At 46.9% G+C, this 16,240-nt stretch carries 16 protein-coding genes; 8 read left to right on the top strand and 8 right to left on the bottom strand.

The window, feature by feature from the left end; all coding sequences use genetic code 11:
* Positions 1-210: 210 nt before the first annotated feature.
* Positions 211-984, top strand: a complete 774-nt coding sequence (locus LAY57_RS20905; RefSeq protein ID WP_249068811.1) for a DUF1350 family protein — start codon at positions 211-213, stop codon at positions 982-984.
* On the opposite strand, the gene LAY57_RS20900 is transcribed toward LAY57_RS20905, so the two are convergent.
* The gene (locus tag LAY57_RS20900) at positions 933-1,415 is read right to left on the bottom strand and encodes an ATP-binding protein (RefSeq protein ID WP_249068809.1); all 483 of its coding nucleotides are present in this window, start codon (positions 1,413-1,415) and stop codon (positions 933-935) included. The genes LAY57_RS20905 and LAY57_RS20900 overlap by 52 nt on opposite strands.
* 167 nt (positions 1,416-1,582) lie before the next feature.
* On the opposite strand from LAY57_RS20900, the gene LAY57_RS20895 reads away from it, so the two are divergent.
* Positions 1,583-2,731, top strand: coding sequence for a PP2C family protein-serine/threonine phosphatase (locus tag LAY57_RS20895; RefSeq protein WP_249068808.1), 1,149 nt, complete (start codon positions 1,583-1,585; stop codon positions 2,729-2,731).
* 55 nt (positions 2,732-2,786) lie between these two features.
* Here LAY57_RS20895 and LAY57_RS20890 read toward each other — a convergent pair whose 3' ends face one another.
* From LAY57_RS20890 to LAY57_RS20870, 5 genes are all read right to left on the bottom strand, one after another.
* Positions 2,787-3,113, bottom strand: a complete 327-nt coding sequence (locus tag LAY57_RS20890; RefSeq protein ID WP_249068807.1) for an STAS domain-containing protein — start codon at positions 3,111-3,113, stop codon at positions 2,787-2,789.
* 305 nt (positions 3,114-3,418) lie between these two features.
* A complete protein-coding gene (gene iscB / locus LAY57_RS20885; protein WP_249068806.1) occupies positions 3,419-4,705 on the bottom strand; it encodes an RNA-guided endonuclease IscB in 1,287 nt (428 codons plus the stop codon).
* Between the two features lie 288 nt (positions 4,706-4,993).
* The gene (locus LAY57_RS20880; RefSeq protein WP_249068805.1) at positions 4,994-5,653 is read right to left on the bottom strand and encodes a helix-turn-helix domain-containing protein; all 660 of its coding nucleotides are present in this window, start codon (positions 5,651-5,653) and stop codon (positions 4,994-4,996) included.
* A complete protein-coding gene (locus LAY57_RS20875; protein ID WP_249068804.1) occupies positions 5,650-6,141 on the bottom strand; it encodes a Dps family protein in 492 nt (163 codons plus the stop codon). The genes LAY57_RS20880 and LAY57_RS20875 overlap by 4 nt, the downstream gene beginning before the upstream one ends.
* 35 nt (positions 6,142-6,176) lie before the next feature.
* On the bottom strand, positions 6,177-6,461 hold the full coding sequence (locus LAY57_RS20870) for a ParB N-terminal domain-containing protein (protein WP_476727019.1): 285 nt from the start codon (positions 6,459-6,461) through the stop codon (positions 6,177-6,179).
* A gap of 193 nt (positions 6,462-6,654) precedes the next feature.
* On the opposite strand from LAY57_RS20870, the gene LAY57_RS20865 reads away from it, so the two are divergent.
* Positions 6,655-8,310, top strand: coding sequence for a SpoIID/LytB domain-containing protein (locus LAY57_RS20865; RefSeq protein ID WP_249068803.1), 1,656 nt, complete (start codon positions 6,655-6,657; stop codon positions 8,308-8,310).
* Positions 8,311-8,376: 66 nt separating this feature from the next.
* Here LAY57_RS20865 and LAY57_RS20860 read toward each other — a convergent pair whose 3' ends face one another.
* Positions 8,377-8,673, bottom strand: coding sequence for a ferredoxin (locus LAY57_RS20860; RefSeq protein ID WP_249068802.1), 297 nt, complete (start codon positions 8,671-8,673; stop codon positions 8,377-8,379).
* Positions 8,674-8,995: 322 nt separating this feature from the next.
* Between LAY57_RS20860 and LAY57_RS20855 the strand changes: the two genes are divergently transcribed.
* The 3 genes from LAY57_RS20855 to LAY57_RS36565 all read left to right on the top strand — a co-directional run bounded on the left by LAY57_RS20855 (position 8,996) and on the right by LAY57_RS36565 (position 11,975).
* Positions 8,996-10,054, top strand: a complete 1,059-nt coding sequence (locus LAY57_RS20855) for a Gfo/Idh/MocA family protein (protein ID WP_249068801.1) — start codon at positions 8,996-8,998, stop codon at positions 10,052-10,054.
* 208 nt (positions 10,055-10,262) lie between these two features.
* The gene (locus LAY57_RS20850; RefSeq protein WP_249068800.1) at positions 10,263-11,735 is read left to right on the top strand and encodes a dolichyl-phosphate-mannose--protein mannosyltransferase; all 1,473 of its coding nucleotides are present in this window, start codon (positions 10,263-10,265) and stop codon (positions 11,733-11,735) included.
* 63 nt (positions 11,736-11,798) lie between these two features.
* Entirely contained in the window at positions 11,799-11,975 is a 177-nt protein-coding gene (locus LAY57_RS36565; RefSeq protein WP_420839105.1) for a hypothetical protein, read from the top strand.
* A 190-nt stretch (positions 11,976-12,165) separates the two neighbouring features.
* Here the strand turns inward: LAY57_RS36565 and LAY57_RS20840 are convergent, their stop codons facing one another.
* Positions 12,166-13,479, bottom strand: a complete 1,314-nt coding sequence (locus tag LAY57_RS20840; RefSeq protein WP_249068798.1) for a pentapeptide repeat-containing protein — start codon at positions 13,477-13,479, stop codon at positions 12,166-12,168.
* 170 nt (positions 13,480-13,649) lie between these two features.
* On the opposite strand from LAY57_RS20840, the gene LAY57_RS20835 reads away from it, so the two are divergent.
* Positions 13,650-14,066, top strand: a complete 417-nt coding sequence (locus tag LAY57_RS20835; RefSeq protein ID WP_249068797.1) for a hypothetical protein — start codon at positions 13,650-13,652, stop codon at positions 14,064-14,066.
* Positions 14,067-14,135: 69 nt separating this feature from the next.
* Positions 14,136-16,240: tetratricopeptide repeat protein (locus LAY57_RS20830; protein WP_249068796.1), on the top strand; the 2,105-nt coding region annotated here is incomplete at its 3' end.

Here is a 16,240-nt window from a genome sequence, read left to right as displayed (position 1 = left end):
AAGCTTGACGAAGTAAGGGATTATGGACTAAAGGTAACAGTTGGAGTTGCCTTAATCGCCCTAAAGTTGCTATAAATCATCGCCGTACATCCACGTTCAAATCCGTCTAGTCCTTTTCCCCCTCTCCTCCAGAGGAGAGGGGGCAGGGGGGTGAGGTCAACCCACGCAACAAGCTTTAACATGAAGAGGTGTGAACTATCTCTTCTCGGTATGAACTGGCAGGAAGTTTCTGGTAACTGGGTGTACATCCCCCCGCATCCCAAAGCAATTATCCATTTCCTGGGCGGTGCTTTTGTGGCGACTGCGCCCCAAGTCACCTATAGATTATTATTGGAACACTTGGGAAGCCAGGGATACGCAGTGATTGCAACTCCGTTTGTCAATACTCTGGATCATAGTGCGATCGCTAAAGATGTACTGTATAAGTTCGATCGCACCATAGATGAATTGCGGACAAAATCTATATTGAAACGCCGATATCTCCCAACTTACGGAATCGGACACAGCATGGGTTCCAAGCTGCATTTACTTATAGGTAGTCTTTTTCCAGTCGATCGGGCCGGAAATATCTTAATTTCTTTCAATAACTTCGCCGCACGCGACGCCATCCCCTTTGTCGAACAGCTAAATTTCAATCCTGGTTTCAATGTCGAGTTTACGCCTTCGCCAACAGAAACCAACAAACTCATCGCCAAAGGCTACCAAGTCCGGCGCAATCTCCTGGTTAAATTTACCAAAGATACGATCGACCAAACATCCCCTTTAACCGAGTTGCTGCAAAAACGCTTTCCCGATATGGTAACGGCTTTAAGCCTGACCGGAAACCATTTGACCCCCTTGGGTCAAGATATCAGCTGGCGAAGCGGACAGGACTTTTCTCCCTTCGATGCGATCGGTCAATGGGTCAAGCAAGAAATCTATCGAGAATTCAATCAGCTAAAATCGGTAGTGCTACGCTGGCTCAATCCGTTATCATCACCATAATGTTTCACCATCAACAGACAATTGCGATTCTCAGCATTGCGAGTATAACTTAGACTTGAGGCTATATTCTTCATCAGTTGCAGACCCCGCCCGCCTTCAGAATCGTTTTCCTCATGGCTAACCATCTGAGCTAGCTTTTCCTCTAAATCGAAAGGTGGGCCATAATCCCAAACTCGCATCTCTATACGATCGTCCAATATGGTCACTTCAATATCAATAATAACTTCTGATGATTGATTTTTGTGGGCATGGCGAACGGCATTAGTAAAGGCTTCAGCTAAGGCGAGCTGGCATTGCAACCATACTTCTTTTGTTATTGGCGGCTTATACAACTGCTCAAACCACGACAGAACTTGAGGTAAAGCCTTGAGATCTGTGTGAAGTTGTAAATGACTTTTACGGGATGCTGGCAATTTGACAAACCCTTTCATTCAAGAAAACCAGAACTCGGAGGTGATTCTTAAATTTACAGTAACTTTGCTTGATGTGGATCGCATCTGTGCTAGTGTCGTATCTTAAAACTACTTAGCAGAGAATGAAATTTTCTTATCTTTTGAGGGATGCTTCAATATTAGAAGAATGGTATCATTTTTAATCCATGTTTCAAATTGTGGTTATTGATGATGATCCTGCAATACAGTTAGTGCTGACAAGACTGCTGAAAAAACAGGGTTATGATGTAACGGCGGCAAAGGATGGACAAGAAGGCTTAGCGCTGGCGCAGAAGTTACATCCGGCGCTGATTATTTGTGATTGGATGATGCCCCGGATGAATGGCATAGAAGTCTGCCGTCGAGTAAAGGCAGATGCAAAGTTATCGACTACGATTTTCATTCTACTGACTTCCCTGGATTCGGTGGAAGATCGGGTCAAGGGGCTAGATGCAGGCGCGGATGATTTTATCTCCAAACCGATCGAGATCAATGAGTTGCAAGCGCGGGTGAGATCGGGACTGCGACTGCACCAACTCAACCACGCCTTGCAGAAACTCAACCACGACTTGCAGACCGAAAAGCAAAAATTGGCAGCGGAATTGGCTGAGGCGGCTGAATACGTGCGGAGTCTCCTGCCAGAACCATTAAAGGGGCCGATCGCAATCCAAGGAAAGTATATTCCCTCCACCAGTCTGGGAGGCGATGGCTTCGATTATTTCTGGCTTGATGAGAATTTATTGGCGATTTACCTAATGGATACAGCAGGACACGGGTTGAAAGCTGCCCTCCCTTCCATTTCGGTGATGAATTTGCTCAGATCGCAAACCCTTCCCAATCTTGATTACTCTCAACCCAGCCAGGTTTTGAGCGCTTTAAATCACACTTTTCAGATGACTGCCCAAAACGATAAATATTTTACCATCTGGTATGGCGTTTATAACCGAGTTAAGCGTCAACTTACTTATGCCAGCGCCGGACATCCCCCAGCAGTCTTGCTATCGGGAACGCCGCAATCAATCCAACGCCTGAAAACGCCCGGTATGCCTGTTGGTATGTTCGAGGATGTCCTATTTACCGATCGATTCTGCGACATACAGGCGTCCAGTACCCTTTACATTTTCAGTGATGGGATTTACGAAATCCCGCAACCGAACGATACTATCTGGGGTCTCGATCCTTTCATCAATCTCCTGAAAAACTCTAAAATTGACGGCAAGTCCAATTTAGACCAGATCTTGCAAGAAGTTGAGGCTATTAACTCTAAAGACATTTTTGATGATGATGTCTCTATACTAGAGATTAATTTTGATTGAACTATGAACTAGCCCCCACGCTTGGGCTAGGAGTGCTGACAATCAATTTGGTGGACTAGCTGAGCGAGCCTATTGTGTTGTTGAATTCATCTCGGTTGGGAAATATTTGAAAGACGCGATCCATGCTGGTGAGTTCAAACAACATTCTGATTTGCTCATTAATCGAGCAAATAAAAAGCTTACCTCCAGCAGCACGAACTGTTTTCAAGGCTAACACTAAAGCGCCCAGTCCAGAACTATCCATAAAGGTGACATCCTGGAAATCTATCAACACAATATTTACTCCATTTTCCACAATTTCGCCAATTTCCTGGCGAAATTCACTACCTTTTGCACTATCTAAAATTCCAGCGGGTTGAATAACTTTAAAAACAGGATTCATAATGTCTAGAAATCAGTTTGTCAAGATTTTTAGAGCCAAAGCACAGGTGATCGATAAATAACCTAGCTTGTCTATATTTATCGCTAATTTTCGCTCAATTTAAAGAGATGGGCATTAAAGCTCAAACTCTACGCATCTGACTTTAGCATAGAGAGGAGCTTTATTATCATCTTTCTTCCCCCGTGGAGACCCCCGCTATAATCAGCGCGGACACATCGAGCCGTAGGTGAGTACCGCGCATTGATTTAGCGGCGGTCGGAAACGGGGGATATTTTATGGGGGTCAATCCCCCTAAAATATCCAAATCACTGTCCATAGGAATAACCATCCTTCTTAAGAATGTGTTTGCAGTACTTATGGCTGATTCCTTGAACCAGTCCATCTTTTGTGGATATATTGAAACTTCCAGTAGCGCGAGTTGCTACTCGTCCAACATAAGTCCCAATCTTTTTGCCGGAAGTGACAGTCGCTTTAACGATGTCACCAGTCTGAAAACCTTTGTGAAATTTGGTTCTAGAGCAATAACGAACCGGAAACCCCCATTTATCAGTACGGCATTGTTGACGAGTTCCATGTCCTTTTGCGGCAATTAGTAGAGGTTTGACACCTGTCGTGATTAACTGTTCTGGCGTTGACGCTCCAACGCCAGCCGCATCCCAGTAATGAGTCTTGTCTAAGCCTCGAATGGTGCGGTTGTACTTGGTACGTCCTCCTGTGCCAACCTCTACGGGTAAACCTGTTTGTTTTAGGTTTTCGTAGAGATTCCATCGGGTTGCATTGACGGCTGCGGTATCTGCCAAAGGTTTTTTAGCTTGCCCCAGAATTCGTTTGAGCAAATCAGGCTTACCTTTAAGGAAGTCTTTGATATCTTGGCTACCTTTTTTCTGATTGCAAGGCACACAAGCTAGGCTAATGTTACTGACACGGTTAGAGCCACCTTTTGAGCGAGGATTGATATGCTCAATCTCAAGCTTGGTATCCTTTGCGCCGCAGTAAGCACAAGTTCTGTCCCACAACTCAAGCAAAAACTCACGCATCTCGTAGCCAGCTAACGTCCCTTGTTGATAACCCACCCCGCTAATCTCTGCATCCTGCATCTGTTGCGTGTCAAATCTAACCAACTCTTGAGAGATAGCTGTAATTTGACACAGTGACGATAGACGCTTAACCCAAGTCAAGATGTTAGCTACTCGACTGTTTAAAGACGGTGGCAACCATCCTTTTGAACGGGTGCGGTTAAGAAAACGAGGCTGCCGATAACGAGTTTTACGGTGGCGGCGTGAACGTCTTAACTGGCGACGTGAAGTTAAAGTATCGCGAATCTGAAAACCACGATGCTGAAGTTCAGCAACCCAAACAACCTCGCCAGTGTTGTCGTTGACTAATGCTAATCCACTGGTTTTTGCTCCTGGGTCAATCTTGACTCGAAGTGGTCTTATTTCAGGATTTAACACCTCCTCTTTCAGTATTAGTGTAAAAGGATAGCGGCGAAATACGGCGGCTTTCCCTTGGGATAACAGCATTCTCGCCCTACCTGGATGGATGGGATTAAGAGGCTGCTTGTTGGTGTCTAGAACGAAAACTTTACTCACGAATGAGTCTCCTTGCGGGTAATGTTAGCCTTGACAATGTTTTAGAAGTTTGTCACGTTAACGACACTGGCTTCGACCCAATATGCCTGTTTAATCGTTAACCACAGAGCTACAGACTGGCTTGCCTAGCGGCACGCTTGCGCGAACGTATCCGTAGGTGTGATGGCTTCTAAAACGTAGTACACAAGGCACGCATTGAGCTTGCCGAAATGTACTTAGTCGGGTAAACTCTGGGCTTCTCTTAAAAGCCCCCGCTAGAGTCGGTACTCCGACGATTCGGTGGGTAGTTTACCATTCAACAGATTGGATTGGGCTAACTTTGGCCCGGTAGAGGAGTCGATCGCCCTGTCGATAGCCAGTGTAGCGTACCTTGATGGGATCGCCTGGTTGCGCCGTAAGTTCCATCAGCTGATGCTGGTGGGGGTCGTAAGGCAACTCTGCTCCCACGGGTGCTAGAGCCTCCACACCCCATTGTTGCACGAGCTGTTCCACAGGTCGCAGCAACGGCAGCAATTTTACAGCCGGTAGCGCTTGATTTTGCCCAGCAGCATAAGCAGCTGTGGGCCACTGGATGAGCCAAGATTCTAAAACCTCCAGACTTGACTGCACAAATTCCTGCATCAAAGATTGTCGCTGTTCCTCCATTTGCTCTAGCAACCGTTCGTACTCCTGCTGTAATGCTGGTGCTGTTTCTGGCGATCCTGTAGTCCAATTTATTTGGCAAGCCCCAAAAGTTGCCAATAACTCGCTCACCGGCACTTCCAAAGCTTGACTGAGTTTGAGGATATTTTCTAAGCGCATCTGCATCACCTCTCCTCGCCGCAACCGCATTACCTGCCGTTCCGAGACACCTGCCTTGCGACTGAGAGCTTTAAAACTAGAAACACCCGCCACCTGCATTAAACTTTGCAGCTGGTGGGTGTAGTCTTGAAGCGGAGACTGGTTCATTCTTCGAGCAAACTTCTTAACATCCAAGCATTCTTTTCGTGTATTTGCATCCGCTGAGTCAAGAGATCGGCAGTTGGTTCGTCATTCACCCCCTCAACGCTAGGGAAGATAGAGCGAGCGGTTCGCACTACAGCTTCTTGACCTTCCACGAGTAGGCGGATCATTTCCTGGGCTTTGGGAACGCCTGCTGTCTCTGAAATCGAGCTTAATCTTGCATAATCGCTGTAAGTTCCTGGAGCCGGAAAGCCCAAAGCTCTGATTCGTTCCGCAATTAGATCCACGGCTAGAGCCAATTCAGTGTACTGCGTCTCGAACATCAAATGCAATGTCTGAAACATGGGGCCTGTGACGTTCCAGTGAAAGTTGTGGGTTTTCAGGTAAAGTGTATAGGTGTCCGCTAGCAGGCGAGACAGTCCTTCGGCAATTTCTTGGCGAGCTTGTTTGTCAATGCCGATGTTTACTGGTATAGCTTTGTCGTGAAGTTGCATATTTTTGTCCTCATTTAGGAATGAAATTTTTTTACTCAGGCTAGGTGCATCCGTAAAACAGAGGGGGGAGCCTTGCGGACTCTGCAACGGATGGTTTCTTGGCCCAGTCGCTGGCAAGCCTCAAATCGGTGGCAACCGGAGAAGCCATAATATTGTCCGTCTACTTCGAGAACGTCGATTGGTTCTTGCTGACCGATCGATCGAATCGATTCCACTAATGCGTCTACTTTTGTAGGATCGGTCTGTCGGATCAGGGGACGATGAATCTGCCGTAGGGGAATTTCCTGTATTCTAACCATCAGGCTTGTTACTGCTTCCATACCTAAGTCTCTACCTTTTAATCATACTCGTTATGACTTCAAGTTGCTATTTACCAACTTTTGAGCCGATTAACTTTCTCGAAAGTCTAACAGCGTTTTACAGACCACGTTCCCAAAGGATGGAATAAGGGACTACATAGATAGAAAGCCTAAAGCTATGCTCGATCAAAAAAGATATATCGCGAGGCAGCTAATGCAGAGAACTACTTGTATCCTCAGAGAGATTTTGATGCTAACCTGGGATCGCGACGGTCGATGGGTGGGTTACTGGTGGCGTACAGCGGTAACAGTGTTTTGTTTGGTAGGACTCACAGCAGACGTGCGAGCAACGGCTGTGGGTGGGGATGTGGAACTCAAAGTCGGGATTGTGCAGCGATTTGGTGCGACACCAGAGGATGAGCTGACTTTGAAGGCGACAGAGGGCTCTAGCTTGACATTGCGGTTCCTAGCTGGAAATATGCAGCCACAAACTGTTTTGGCGAACAGCATGAAGTTGGAAATACAGATGCAACCGCTAGCAGTGCCAGAAGTGGAAGAGCAAGTTGTCCTCAGTACTCACCCAAACTTCGAGACAGCGGAAGATAGTGCCCAGCAGTGGCGTGCAAAAGGGATTGAAGTCGAAATAGCTCAGCCAAGACGTTGGCAGGTTTGGGCCAAACGGGATATTTATAGTACTCCCTTGCGGCGACGGTTGCTGCTTGAGAGTTTGGAAGCCCAAGGCTTTAAAACGGCTTATTTGGATACGGAAATTAAGAAAGAGGAACCAAAGCCGTCTTGGGTGGTGAATGGTTTGCGCTACAACCGCAAAAACCTAGAGATCGTATCCGATCGAAATAAGATTCAGGTATATCAGGGTAAAAAAGATCGAACTGGGCGGATATTCGTCGGAGTTCTCCGACTCCAGCCTAACGCTTACGGCACCTACACCTTAGTCAATGAAGTACCCCTAGAGACATATTTGCGGGGGGTTGTGCCGAATGAAATTGGAGCGAGGGCACCTTATGCGGCTCTAGAAGCCCAGACGATTTTAGCGCGGACTTACGCCCTGCGGAACTTACGCCGATTTGCGATCGATGGTTACGAACTTTCTGCGGACATTCACTGCCAAGTTTATTACGGACTCAGCGGTGTTTTCCCCCAGACGGATAAAGCGATCGCAGCCACGAAAGGGTTAGTGATCGTCTACAATAACGAGTTGATCGATGCAGTTTATTCTTCCACAACTGGGGGCGTCACCGCTTCCTTCAAAGATATTTGGAATGGTTCGGAGCGGCCTTATCTACGTCCGGTGGTGGATGCGGTGAGCAATATTTGGGATCTGGGTCGCGATTCTTTGGCAGACGATCGAAACTTACGGCAGTTCATCAACTTGCAGAAAGGCTTCAACGAAGAGGGCAAGAGCTTGTTTCGCTGGCGCAAAGAAACCAGCCTTCCAGACTTGGCGCAGCAGTTGCAGAAGTATCTTGAAGACAAAAAACATCCGCTGGCCAAGTTTAAAGTGGTTCAGCAGATGCAGGTGGTGGAGCGATCGCCAAGCGGGCGTATCCTTAAAATGATTGTGCAGACCGATCTGGGTGCGATCGAACTCCACAAAGAAGAGGTTCGCAGCGCCTTTCTCGCTCCGATCAGCACGCTGTTTTATCTAGATCCCGTCAAAAAAGACAACCAAACTCTATGGGGCTACGCCTTTGTCGGGGGTGGATACGGACACGGCGTCGGCTTGAGTCAAACGGGTGCCTATCAGTTAGGGAATCTGGGTTGGTCCAGTCAGCAGATTCTGAACTTTTATTATCCCGGCACTCAAATCCAGCCCCTTAACGATTCCATCAGCTTTTGGCAGGCCCAGTGACCCAGGAGTCAGGAACCAGGAGTCGGGAGAAATTTTGCCTCCTGATTCCTAAAAGAGCTGGATTCTCTAGTACAGTTCTTCTTCTTGGTGAGTGATGATGGTGCAGTCAGACTTGGGGTAAGCTACGCAGGTCAGCACATACCCAGCTTCGATCTGATCGTCATCCAGGAAGGACTGGTCACCTTGGTCAACTTCACCTGCGGTGATTTTGCCAGCACAGGTCGAGCAAGCACCAGCGCGACAAGAATAGGGCAGGTCAAGTCCTTGTTCTTCAGCAGCGTCAAGAATATATTCGTCGTCTTTGACGTCAATGGTCGAGTTTATGCCTTCGGTCTCGTTGATTAACGTCACCTTGTAAGTCATAGCCATGTAGCAGTCCTCTCGCGTATTCTAAACGGCAATATAAGTTTTCCTTAAGAAGCCCTAGCAAGTTAGTTTTGCGCGGGTCTGCTTTCAGGTTTGCTTCACTTTTTGATACTACGGGAAAAGTTAAGAATTTTGATACTCAATTCGCAGTTTCAGCCAACGGGATTCGTAATTAATTTTCTTAATTTCATCCTAATTGCTTATACTTATTGCGGACGGTCACCCGCAGGGACTAAAAATTGGCAGAGTTATGAGTTATGAAGCTCACCAGTCTCTAGTCTCTAGCCCCTAGCAAGAAAGCCCCTAGTTCCTACAAGTGATGAATGCTCCTGCCCATTTTTCTGTCACAAGGCCCTTGAAGGTGGGGCTGGTCGGTACGGGTTATGCGGCCAAACTACGAGCCGAAACCTTGCAATCCGATTCCCGAAGCCATCTAGTAGCTGTTGCCGGTCATACACCAGAAAAAACGCAGTCGTTCTGTCAAACGTTCCAAGCTGAAGGTTTTTCGGATTGGCAGCAGCTAGTAGAGCTATCTCATGTGGATCTGGTGATTGTTTCCACTGTTAATAGCCAACATGGCCCGATCGCACGTGCTGCTCTTGACGCAGGTAAGCACGTTGTGGTAGAATATCCTCTCTGTTTGAACCCTACCGAAGCCGAAGAGCTGATTGCTTTAGCGCAAAGTAGGGGCAAACTCCTGCACGTCGAGCATATCGAACTGCTAGGCGGACTGCACCAGGCCCTGCGGCAATACTTACCGGAAATTGGCACGGCATTTTATGCCCGCTACAGCACCATTAACCCCCAAAGACCCGCACCCCGCAAGTGGACTTACAACCCAACACTATTTGGCTTTCCCTTTAGTGGGGCCCTTTCCCGCATCCATCGACTGACAGATTTGTTTGGGACAGTAAAGAGCGTTAGCTGTCAAAGTCGATTTTGGGACGCCGAATCATCCCCCGGAACGCAAAAAGATTTACCCACTCAGCACCCAGCACTCAGCACTCAGCACTCTTTTTACACCGCCTGTCTTTGCACTGCCCAATTGCGTTTTACCAGTGGGTTGGTGGCTGAGGTAACTTATGGTAAAGGGGAAACTTTTTGGCAGGCAGCACGTCCTTTTGAGGTTTATGGAGAGCAAGGCAGCCTTATTTTTGATGGCGATCGAGGTCAATTGGTGCGGGGCGAGGAAACGACCCCCATTGAGGTAGGCAGTCGCCGTGGTTTATTTGCCAAAGAAACCACTATGGTGTTAGATCGCTTACTAGAGGGAAAGCCCCTGTATGTGACTCCAGATGCCAGCTTGTATAGCCTCAAAGTGGCTGATGCTGCCCGCCGGTCAGCTGAAACGGGACAGACGATCGACATTTATAGCTAGGGGCTAGGGGCTAGGGGCTAGGGGCTAGGGGCTAGGGGCTAGGGGCTAGGGGCTAGGGGCTAGGGGCGTGTTTCAAGGGTTTCAGAAATTAAGCACCTCCTAACTGCCGAGAAGGTTGCTATACGACCCTTGAAATTATTGATTTAGTCGCCCGCCGGATTCATCCGTGGGGTCAATCCAAAATCTAAAATCCAAAATCCAAAATCGAATGACTTTTTTCAGAAAGCTTGTTCCCTCGTTTGGAATGGGGATGGCGAGTGTATTTCTGCTGTCACTAGCTTTGCACTTTTGGGGATTGAGCCGATTCAACACACTGGTATTTGATGAGACTTATTATGTTAAATATGCCTATAACTACTTAACTCATACTCCTTTATTTGATGCCCATCCGCCTTTGGGCAAATATGCGATCGCACTTGGTATATCAATAGGAAATTATTTTCATTTTGGCCAAGATACAGTCAATAGCTTGGCGGGTACAGAGCTTTCGCCCATTAGTTACCGATGGCTGAATGCTTTGACAGGCTCGTTGCTGCCGCTAGTAGTGGGGGGAATAGCTTATCAGTTGACTCACCGCCCCAGTTATGCTTTGATTGCCGCTTTATTTACAACTTGCGATGGCTTATTTCTAGTTGAATCCCGTTACGCTCTGATTAACATTTATTTGGTTTTCTTTGGACTTTTGGGTCAATTGTTTTTTCTGTCAGCACTCGAACAACAGCGTGGTGGACGCTGGGTTTGGTTAGCTTTATCCGGCATTTGTTTGGGGGCTTCTGTAGGGGTTAAGTGGAATGGACTGGCATTTTTGTTGGGCATTTATCTGATTTGGATTTGTGCTTGGGCGATGCGATGGGCGCAGAGAGGGAGAGGGGCAGAGGGGCAGAAAGGCAGAGGGGCAGAGGGGCAGTCACCACTGCAAAATTTGACGCGGGTTAATTTATTAGAGATTTTATTTTATTTTGGTGTCATTCCGGCCTTAATCTACTACTTAGTTTGGATTCCTCACTTACAGATCAACACAGAAAGAGGATTTTGGGAATTGCACCAGCAAATCCTGGGATTCCACGAACGAATGCAAAATGGGCCGAAGGTTCATCCTTACTGCTCCAAGTGGTACAGTTGGCCTTTGATAGTGCGTCCGGTAGTGTATCTTTACGAAACTGCTAGCAATACCACAGAATTTGTTCCATCTTTGCCGCCTTTGCCTGCCGGGACTGCGAAAGTTATTTACGATGTTCATGCGATGGGAAACCCGGCTTTATGGTGGTTATCTGCGATCGCAATTTTGCTGTTGGTTGGGGAACTGGCTAAGCGCGTCTGGGTTTGGGTTACAACATCTGGGAATCTAGATAGAAGCGCCGTTTACTTTCCTGGGCAAAAAGAATTGTGGTGCGTGCTTTACTTGGTGCTGAATTATGCCGCTAACTTTTTGCCTTGGATCAAGGTGACTCGCTGCACTTTTATCTATTTATATATGGGTGGAGTTATCTTCGCATTTTTGGCCTTGGCGTGGCTGGTAGAACGCTGGCTCCACAGCCCAAGACCTCGACTGCGGGCGATGGGCGTTACTGCTATCTTTCTGATTTTAGTAGCGTTTGTCTTCTGGTTACCAGTCTATTTAGGATTGCCTTTATCGCCGCAAAGTTTTCAAATCAGAATGTGGTTTCCCTCTTGGATTTAATTTAATTTTAGATTTCAGATTTGAAATGTTGTCAGTGGTCAGTGGTCAGTTGTCAGTGGTCAGTTGTCAGTTGTCAGTGGTCAGTTGTCAGTGGTCAGTTGTCAGTTGTCAGTGGTCAGTGGTCAGTGGTCAGTGGTCAGTGGTCAGTTGTCAGTTGTCAGTGGTCAGTGGTCAGTTGTCAGTGGTCAGTTGTCAGTGGTCAGTTGTCAAGAAAATTTCTCCTCTGCCCCTCTTCCCTAGCCCCTCTTTTAACTCAAAACTCTGTAGGGGCGGGTTTAGCAGTGAAGAAAGCGCCGAAACATAATAATCATCAACAAAACCCGCCCCTACAACTCAAAACTTTCCCTAGCAAGAAAGCCCCTATCTTCTTTCTTGTTTCTTCTTTTGACTTTTGACTTTTGACTTTTGACTTTTATAGTCCCTAGCTATATCATCGGCCTAATTTATTGGGAATGCCTTCGCAACCGCCCGGGATAGTGGCTCTGGTTTGGGAGCCACCCCAGGCGCAGCAGTAATAGCGCTGTTCTTCAGATAAGCGCTGAACGCCTGTAAAATCGGCCTTTTCAACCACGGCTCCTGTGTGAACCCCAGTTTGATAGTCGGCCAATACAGTGCGGCTGCGGGGGCTGGCGGTTTTGGCAGAACCGTAAAATAAGCGGGTTCCTTTGAGATCGACACCGACTAGATTGGCTTCGTACAAAATGGTACGAGAAAGATTGGCGTGTGCCAAATCGCAGGCTCTGAGATTGGCTCTGACGAGATTGGCTTCGCTGAGTTCAGCCCAACGCAGATCGGTATAGGAAAGGTTTGCTCCAGCTAGCATAACGCCCAAATCGATGACTCGCACTCCATATTCGCGGTCTTCTTCGTAACCGCCGAAACCATTGAGGATGGCTCGTCCTAAGTGCTGATCGCGTTTGAGGGGGCTGAGTAATTTGGACTGGGACAAAAATCTGAGGACTTTGGCTTTACCTTGTGCATCGATACTGGTGAGAATGGCGGCTGTGCGTCCTTCAGCAAAGACTCGTTCTTGAGGCCAATCTTCTAGCATTCCTTCGTCATCTAATGCTAGATCTGAGACGCCCTGGAAGTAAGCATCGATGGTTTGTTGTTGGGTGATGATGTTTTGCTGAATGGTTAAGTCTTTGGAGATGACGTATTGACGCCAAGCAATATAGACGGCGAGAACGGCGATCATAATTTGCCCTAAAGCGCCAGTCCATTCTGCCCAGGAACCGAATTCATCCCATTTAATCCGTTCCAGCCAACGGCTAATGCCTTGGTAAACACCAATAAATTTGAATAAGCCTAATATGGCGGCTAAAAAGCCGATGATGCCTAAGAGCTGCGATCGCTCGTGGGGCTGCAAATCATTTAACCAGGATTGTAGGAGAGGCCACATTAGTCGCAGGGATAGGAGTAGGGCGACTGTCGATCCGGATATGCCAAGGAAGAAGTTATTGAGGATTATTCCCACGAACATTAGGGCGATCGCGCATACGATAATCCAGGAGGCGGAACGGTATGGGACAGAGGCGGCGGCGACATTTTTTTGGATGGCAATTTCCGATTGTGCAAGGCTAGACAGGAACCTTTCTGGTTCTCTGGTCCCCGCAGCTGCTGAAAATTCACCAGTGCGAGGCTGATTGGCAAAGCTTCCATTGTCACTACCACTTTCTGGACTCTCTGTGGGCAAATCTGGCTGAGTTGGGCTGGTTTGATAAAAATTAGGATCTTCGGTCATCTTTCTTCTAGCTTGTGCAGGCTGGGCGGAATGCCTGTTTACCTACAAAATTTTACCTAACTGTTAGGGTATGGTTTGTAGCTTGTTGCTGATTTTGGGTGCGATCGGTGTTGGCGGACTGGATGGCGATCGAGTAAAACTAAAATGACACCATCCCCAATCTCTAACTTATGGCACTTGAACTGGCAGCAGCAAAGATCGCAGAAATCGCTTTTGGCAAATTGGTGGAAACTGCGGTTGGTAAAAGTATCGAAGCGGGTTTAGAAAAGCTGAAACCTTTACGTGATAAGATTTTGCACAAGCTGACGGGAAATGCAGACGCCGAAGCAGCTTTAGCCGAAGTGCAGCAAAATCCCTTTCCGGCGAATGTGGAACGGGTGGCGACATTTTTGGATGCGGCGATGCGAACTGATAAGCCGTTTGCTAATGAGGTTCAGACATTGGCGCAACAGATTAATCAGGAGATTAACGTTAGCCAGCAGGAAGATACTAACCTGACTCAGAATAATATTAACAGCCCGAAAAGTATTCAAGCTAAAGCTGAGTCAATTGGGCAGATTGGCGATGTTATCAATAATAACCACTGACCCTCTGGTAGCCCAAATCGCCCATATTCCGTTAACGTTATCGACTCGCCGCCGAGTCTGAAGGATTGGGTGGGGCGAAAAGAGGAAGTGGAAGTATTGCAAAAATGGTTAGCAAATCCCAATATTAGTACGATCGCGATCCAAGGTTTGGGAGGAATCGGGAAATCTTCTCTGGCGGCGTATCTCTACAAAAATTCTGGCTTTGCAGCTAAATCCTGGGCGGATGTCAGCCAAAAGCCGGATTTTGCCGCATTTGCCGAAAAGACGATACCAACTTTGGGGGGAAGCGTTACCCAGACTGGCGACACTACCCAACTGATAAACGATTTGCTGAAATGTCTGCGTCAGAAACGGTGTTTGCTGGTAATTGATAATTTGGAAACGCTGCTGGATGAGGCGCGAGAGTTCCCAGATTCAGCATACCAGCAATTGTTTAGTCGCTGGTTGCAACAGGGTGAAACGAGTACCCTGTTGCTGACTACCCAAGAACAGCCAAAACTGTTGCAAGCAGAAAGCAATTGGTATGCTTTGGCGGGGATGACTCCCAGCGATGGGGCGAAATTGTTGCAAAAGTTAGAGATTCAGGGAACGGTTGAGGAATTGGCAGCTTTTGCGGCGATTGTGGATGGACACCCCCTGACGTTGCAGCTAGTGGCTGGTTTTTTACGGCAATACTGCGATTCTCGGCTAAGTGGTGTGGCGGAATTGGGTTTACAGCAGTTTGATTTAGTATACCGTCAGGCGGAAGGTTCGCATCGGGATAAGGAGGATGCGCGGTTAGAGTGGATTTTGCAACAGCATTTGCAACGTTTGAGTGAGGAACAGCAGAATTTTTTGGTTAATTTGAGTGTTTATCGCCTACCGTTTGATGTTCGGGCGGCGGGGAGGATGTTGACCTCTCCCCCGACCCCTCTCCTGGGAGGAGAGGGGAGTAATTCCGAAGCTTCTTCTGGTAAAGATGAGGGTCAAGTTGTTGATAATTTCGTAATTGTGAAGGCATTGCGGGAATTATACAACCGTTCTTTGTTGCTGGAAACTGAAGATAAAAGCTATTACAAATTTCAGCCGTTGGTGCAGGAATATTTGCAAAAGCAAGGAACGGATTTAAGTGCTGCACACCAAAAAGCTATAAACTACTATCTCTTAAATACTAAAAACAAACCCTGGCAGTCCCTAGACGACGTGACAGAATATTTAGAAATATTCTATCATTGGTGTCAACTAAAACAGTATTCTTTAGCCTTCGATATATTGAATTTTTGCAATAAGTTTTTAGATTTGCGTGGTTATAATAAGAGGCGGGTTGAACTCTATTTGCAGTTAGTTGATTTTAAGGAACCGAAAGACGATTTTCAACAGTGGCAATTCCTTGCTGCACTCACATCTTTAGGCAATGCTTACGATTCTCTAGGACAATATCAAGAAGCGATTGGTTTCTATCAGCAACATCTAGAAATTGCCAGGGAAATAGGCAATCGTAGTGGTGAAGGTGGTTCTTTGTGTAATATCGGCCATATTTACCATTCTCTAGGACAATATGAGAAAGCTATTAATTACTATCAAGAAGCACTAGCAATTTTACAACCAATCAATCATCGCGAGTTTGAAGCTAATTCCCTTGGTGGTTTAGGCAATGCTTACGATTCTCTAGGACAATATGAACAAGCGATCCAACACCATCAGCACGCTCTAGAAATTTATCGGGAAATTGACGATCTTGGAGGTGAGGCTAGTTCCCTTGGTAATTTAGGCACTGCTTACCATTCTCTAGGACAATATCAGGAAGCGATTGGTTTCCATCTGCAACATCTAGAAATTGCGAGGGAAATTGGCGATCGTCTTGGTGAAGGTACTTCCCTTGGTAATTTAGGCACTGCTTACCATTCTCTAGGACAATATCAGGAAGCGATTGGTTTCCATCTGCAACATCTAGAAATTGCGAGGGAAATTGGCGATAAGAGAGGTGAAGGTGGTTCTCTTGGTGGTTTAGGCAATGCTTACAATTCTCTAGGACAATATCAGGAAGCGATTCGTTTCTATCAGCAACATCTAGAAATTGCGAGGGAAATTGGCGATCGTAGTGGTGAAGGTGGTTCTCTTGGTAATTTAGGCACTGCTTACCATTCTCTAGGACAATATCAGGAAGCGATTGGTTTCCATCTGCAACATCTAGA

The organism is Argonema antarcticum A004/B2 (assembly GCF_023333585.1).
In the GTDB taxonomy this organism is placed as follows: Bacteria; Cyanobacteriota; Cyanobacteriia; order Cyanobacteriales; family Aerosakkonemataceae; genus Argonema; species Argonema antarcticum.
Note: the sequence above shows the minus strand (reverse complement) of the source record. Positions and strands in the feature narration are given on the sequence as shown.

Bases quoted from the DNA above. Each gene is read 5' to 3' on its own strand.
- LAY57_RS20855 (WP_249068801.1), top strand. From the start codon at position 8,996: ATGAATGCTCCTGCCCATTTTTCTGTCACAAGGCCCTTGAAGGTGGGG.
- LAY57_RS20880 (WP_249068805.1), bottom strand. From the start codon at position 5,653: ATGAACCAGTCTCCGCTTCAAGACTACACCCACCAGCTGCAAAGTTTA.
- LAY57_RS20840 (WP_249068798.1), bottom strand. From the start codon at position 13,479: ATGACCGAAGATCCTAATTTTTATCAAACCAGCCCAACTCAGCCAGAT.
- LAY57_RS20875 (WP_249068804.1), bottom strand. From the start codon at position 6,141: ATGCAACTTCACGACAAAGCTATACCAGTAAACATCGGCATTGACAAA.
- LAY57_RS20895 (WP_249068808.1), top strand. From the start codon at position 1,583: ATGTTTCAAATTGTGGTTATTGATGATGATCCTGCAATACAGTTAGTG.
- LAY57_RS20890 (WP_249068807.1), bottom strand. From the start codon at position 3,113: ATGAATCCTGTTTTTAAAGTTATTCAACCCGCTGGAATTTTAGATAGT.
- LAY57_RS20860 (WP_249068802.1), bottom strand. From the start codon at position 8,673: ATGACTTACAAGGTGACGTTAATCAACGAGACCGAAGGCATAAACTCG.
- LAY57_RS20870 (WP_476727019.1), bottom strand. From the start codon at position 6,461: ATGGAAGCAGTAACAAGCCTGATGGTTAGAATACAGGAAATTCCCCTA.
- LAY57_RS20850 (WP_249068800.1), top strand. From the start codon at position 10,263: ATGACTTTTTTCAGAAAGCTTGTTCCCTCGTTTGGAATGGGGATGGCG.
- LAY57_RS20865 (WP_249068803.1), top strand. From the start codon at position 6,655: ATGCAGAGAACTACTTGTATCCTCAGAGAGATTTTGATGCTAACCTGG.
- LAY57_RS20905 (WP_249068811.1), top strand. From the start codon at position 211: ATGAACTGGCAGGAAGTTTCTGGTAACTGGGTGTACATCCCCCCGCAT.
- LAY57_RS20835 (WP_249068797.1), top strand. From the start codon at position 13,650: ATGGCACTTGAACTGGCAGCAGCAAAGATCGCAGAAATCGCTTTTGGC.
- LAY57_RS20900 (WP_249068809.1), bottom strand. From the start codon at position 1,415: ATGAAAGGGTTTGTCAAATTGCCAGCATCCCGTAAAAGTCATTTACAA.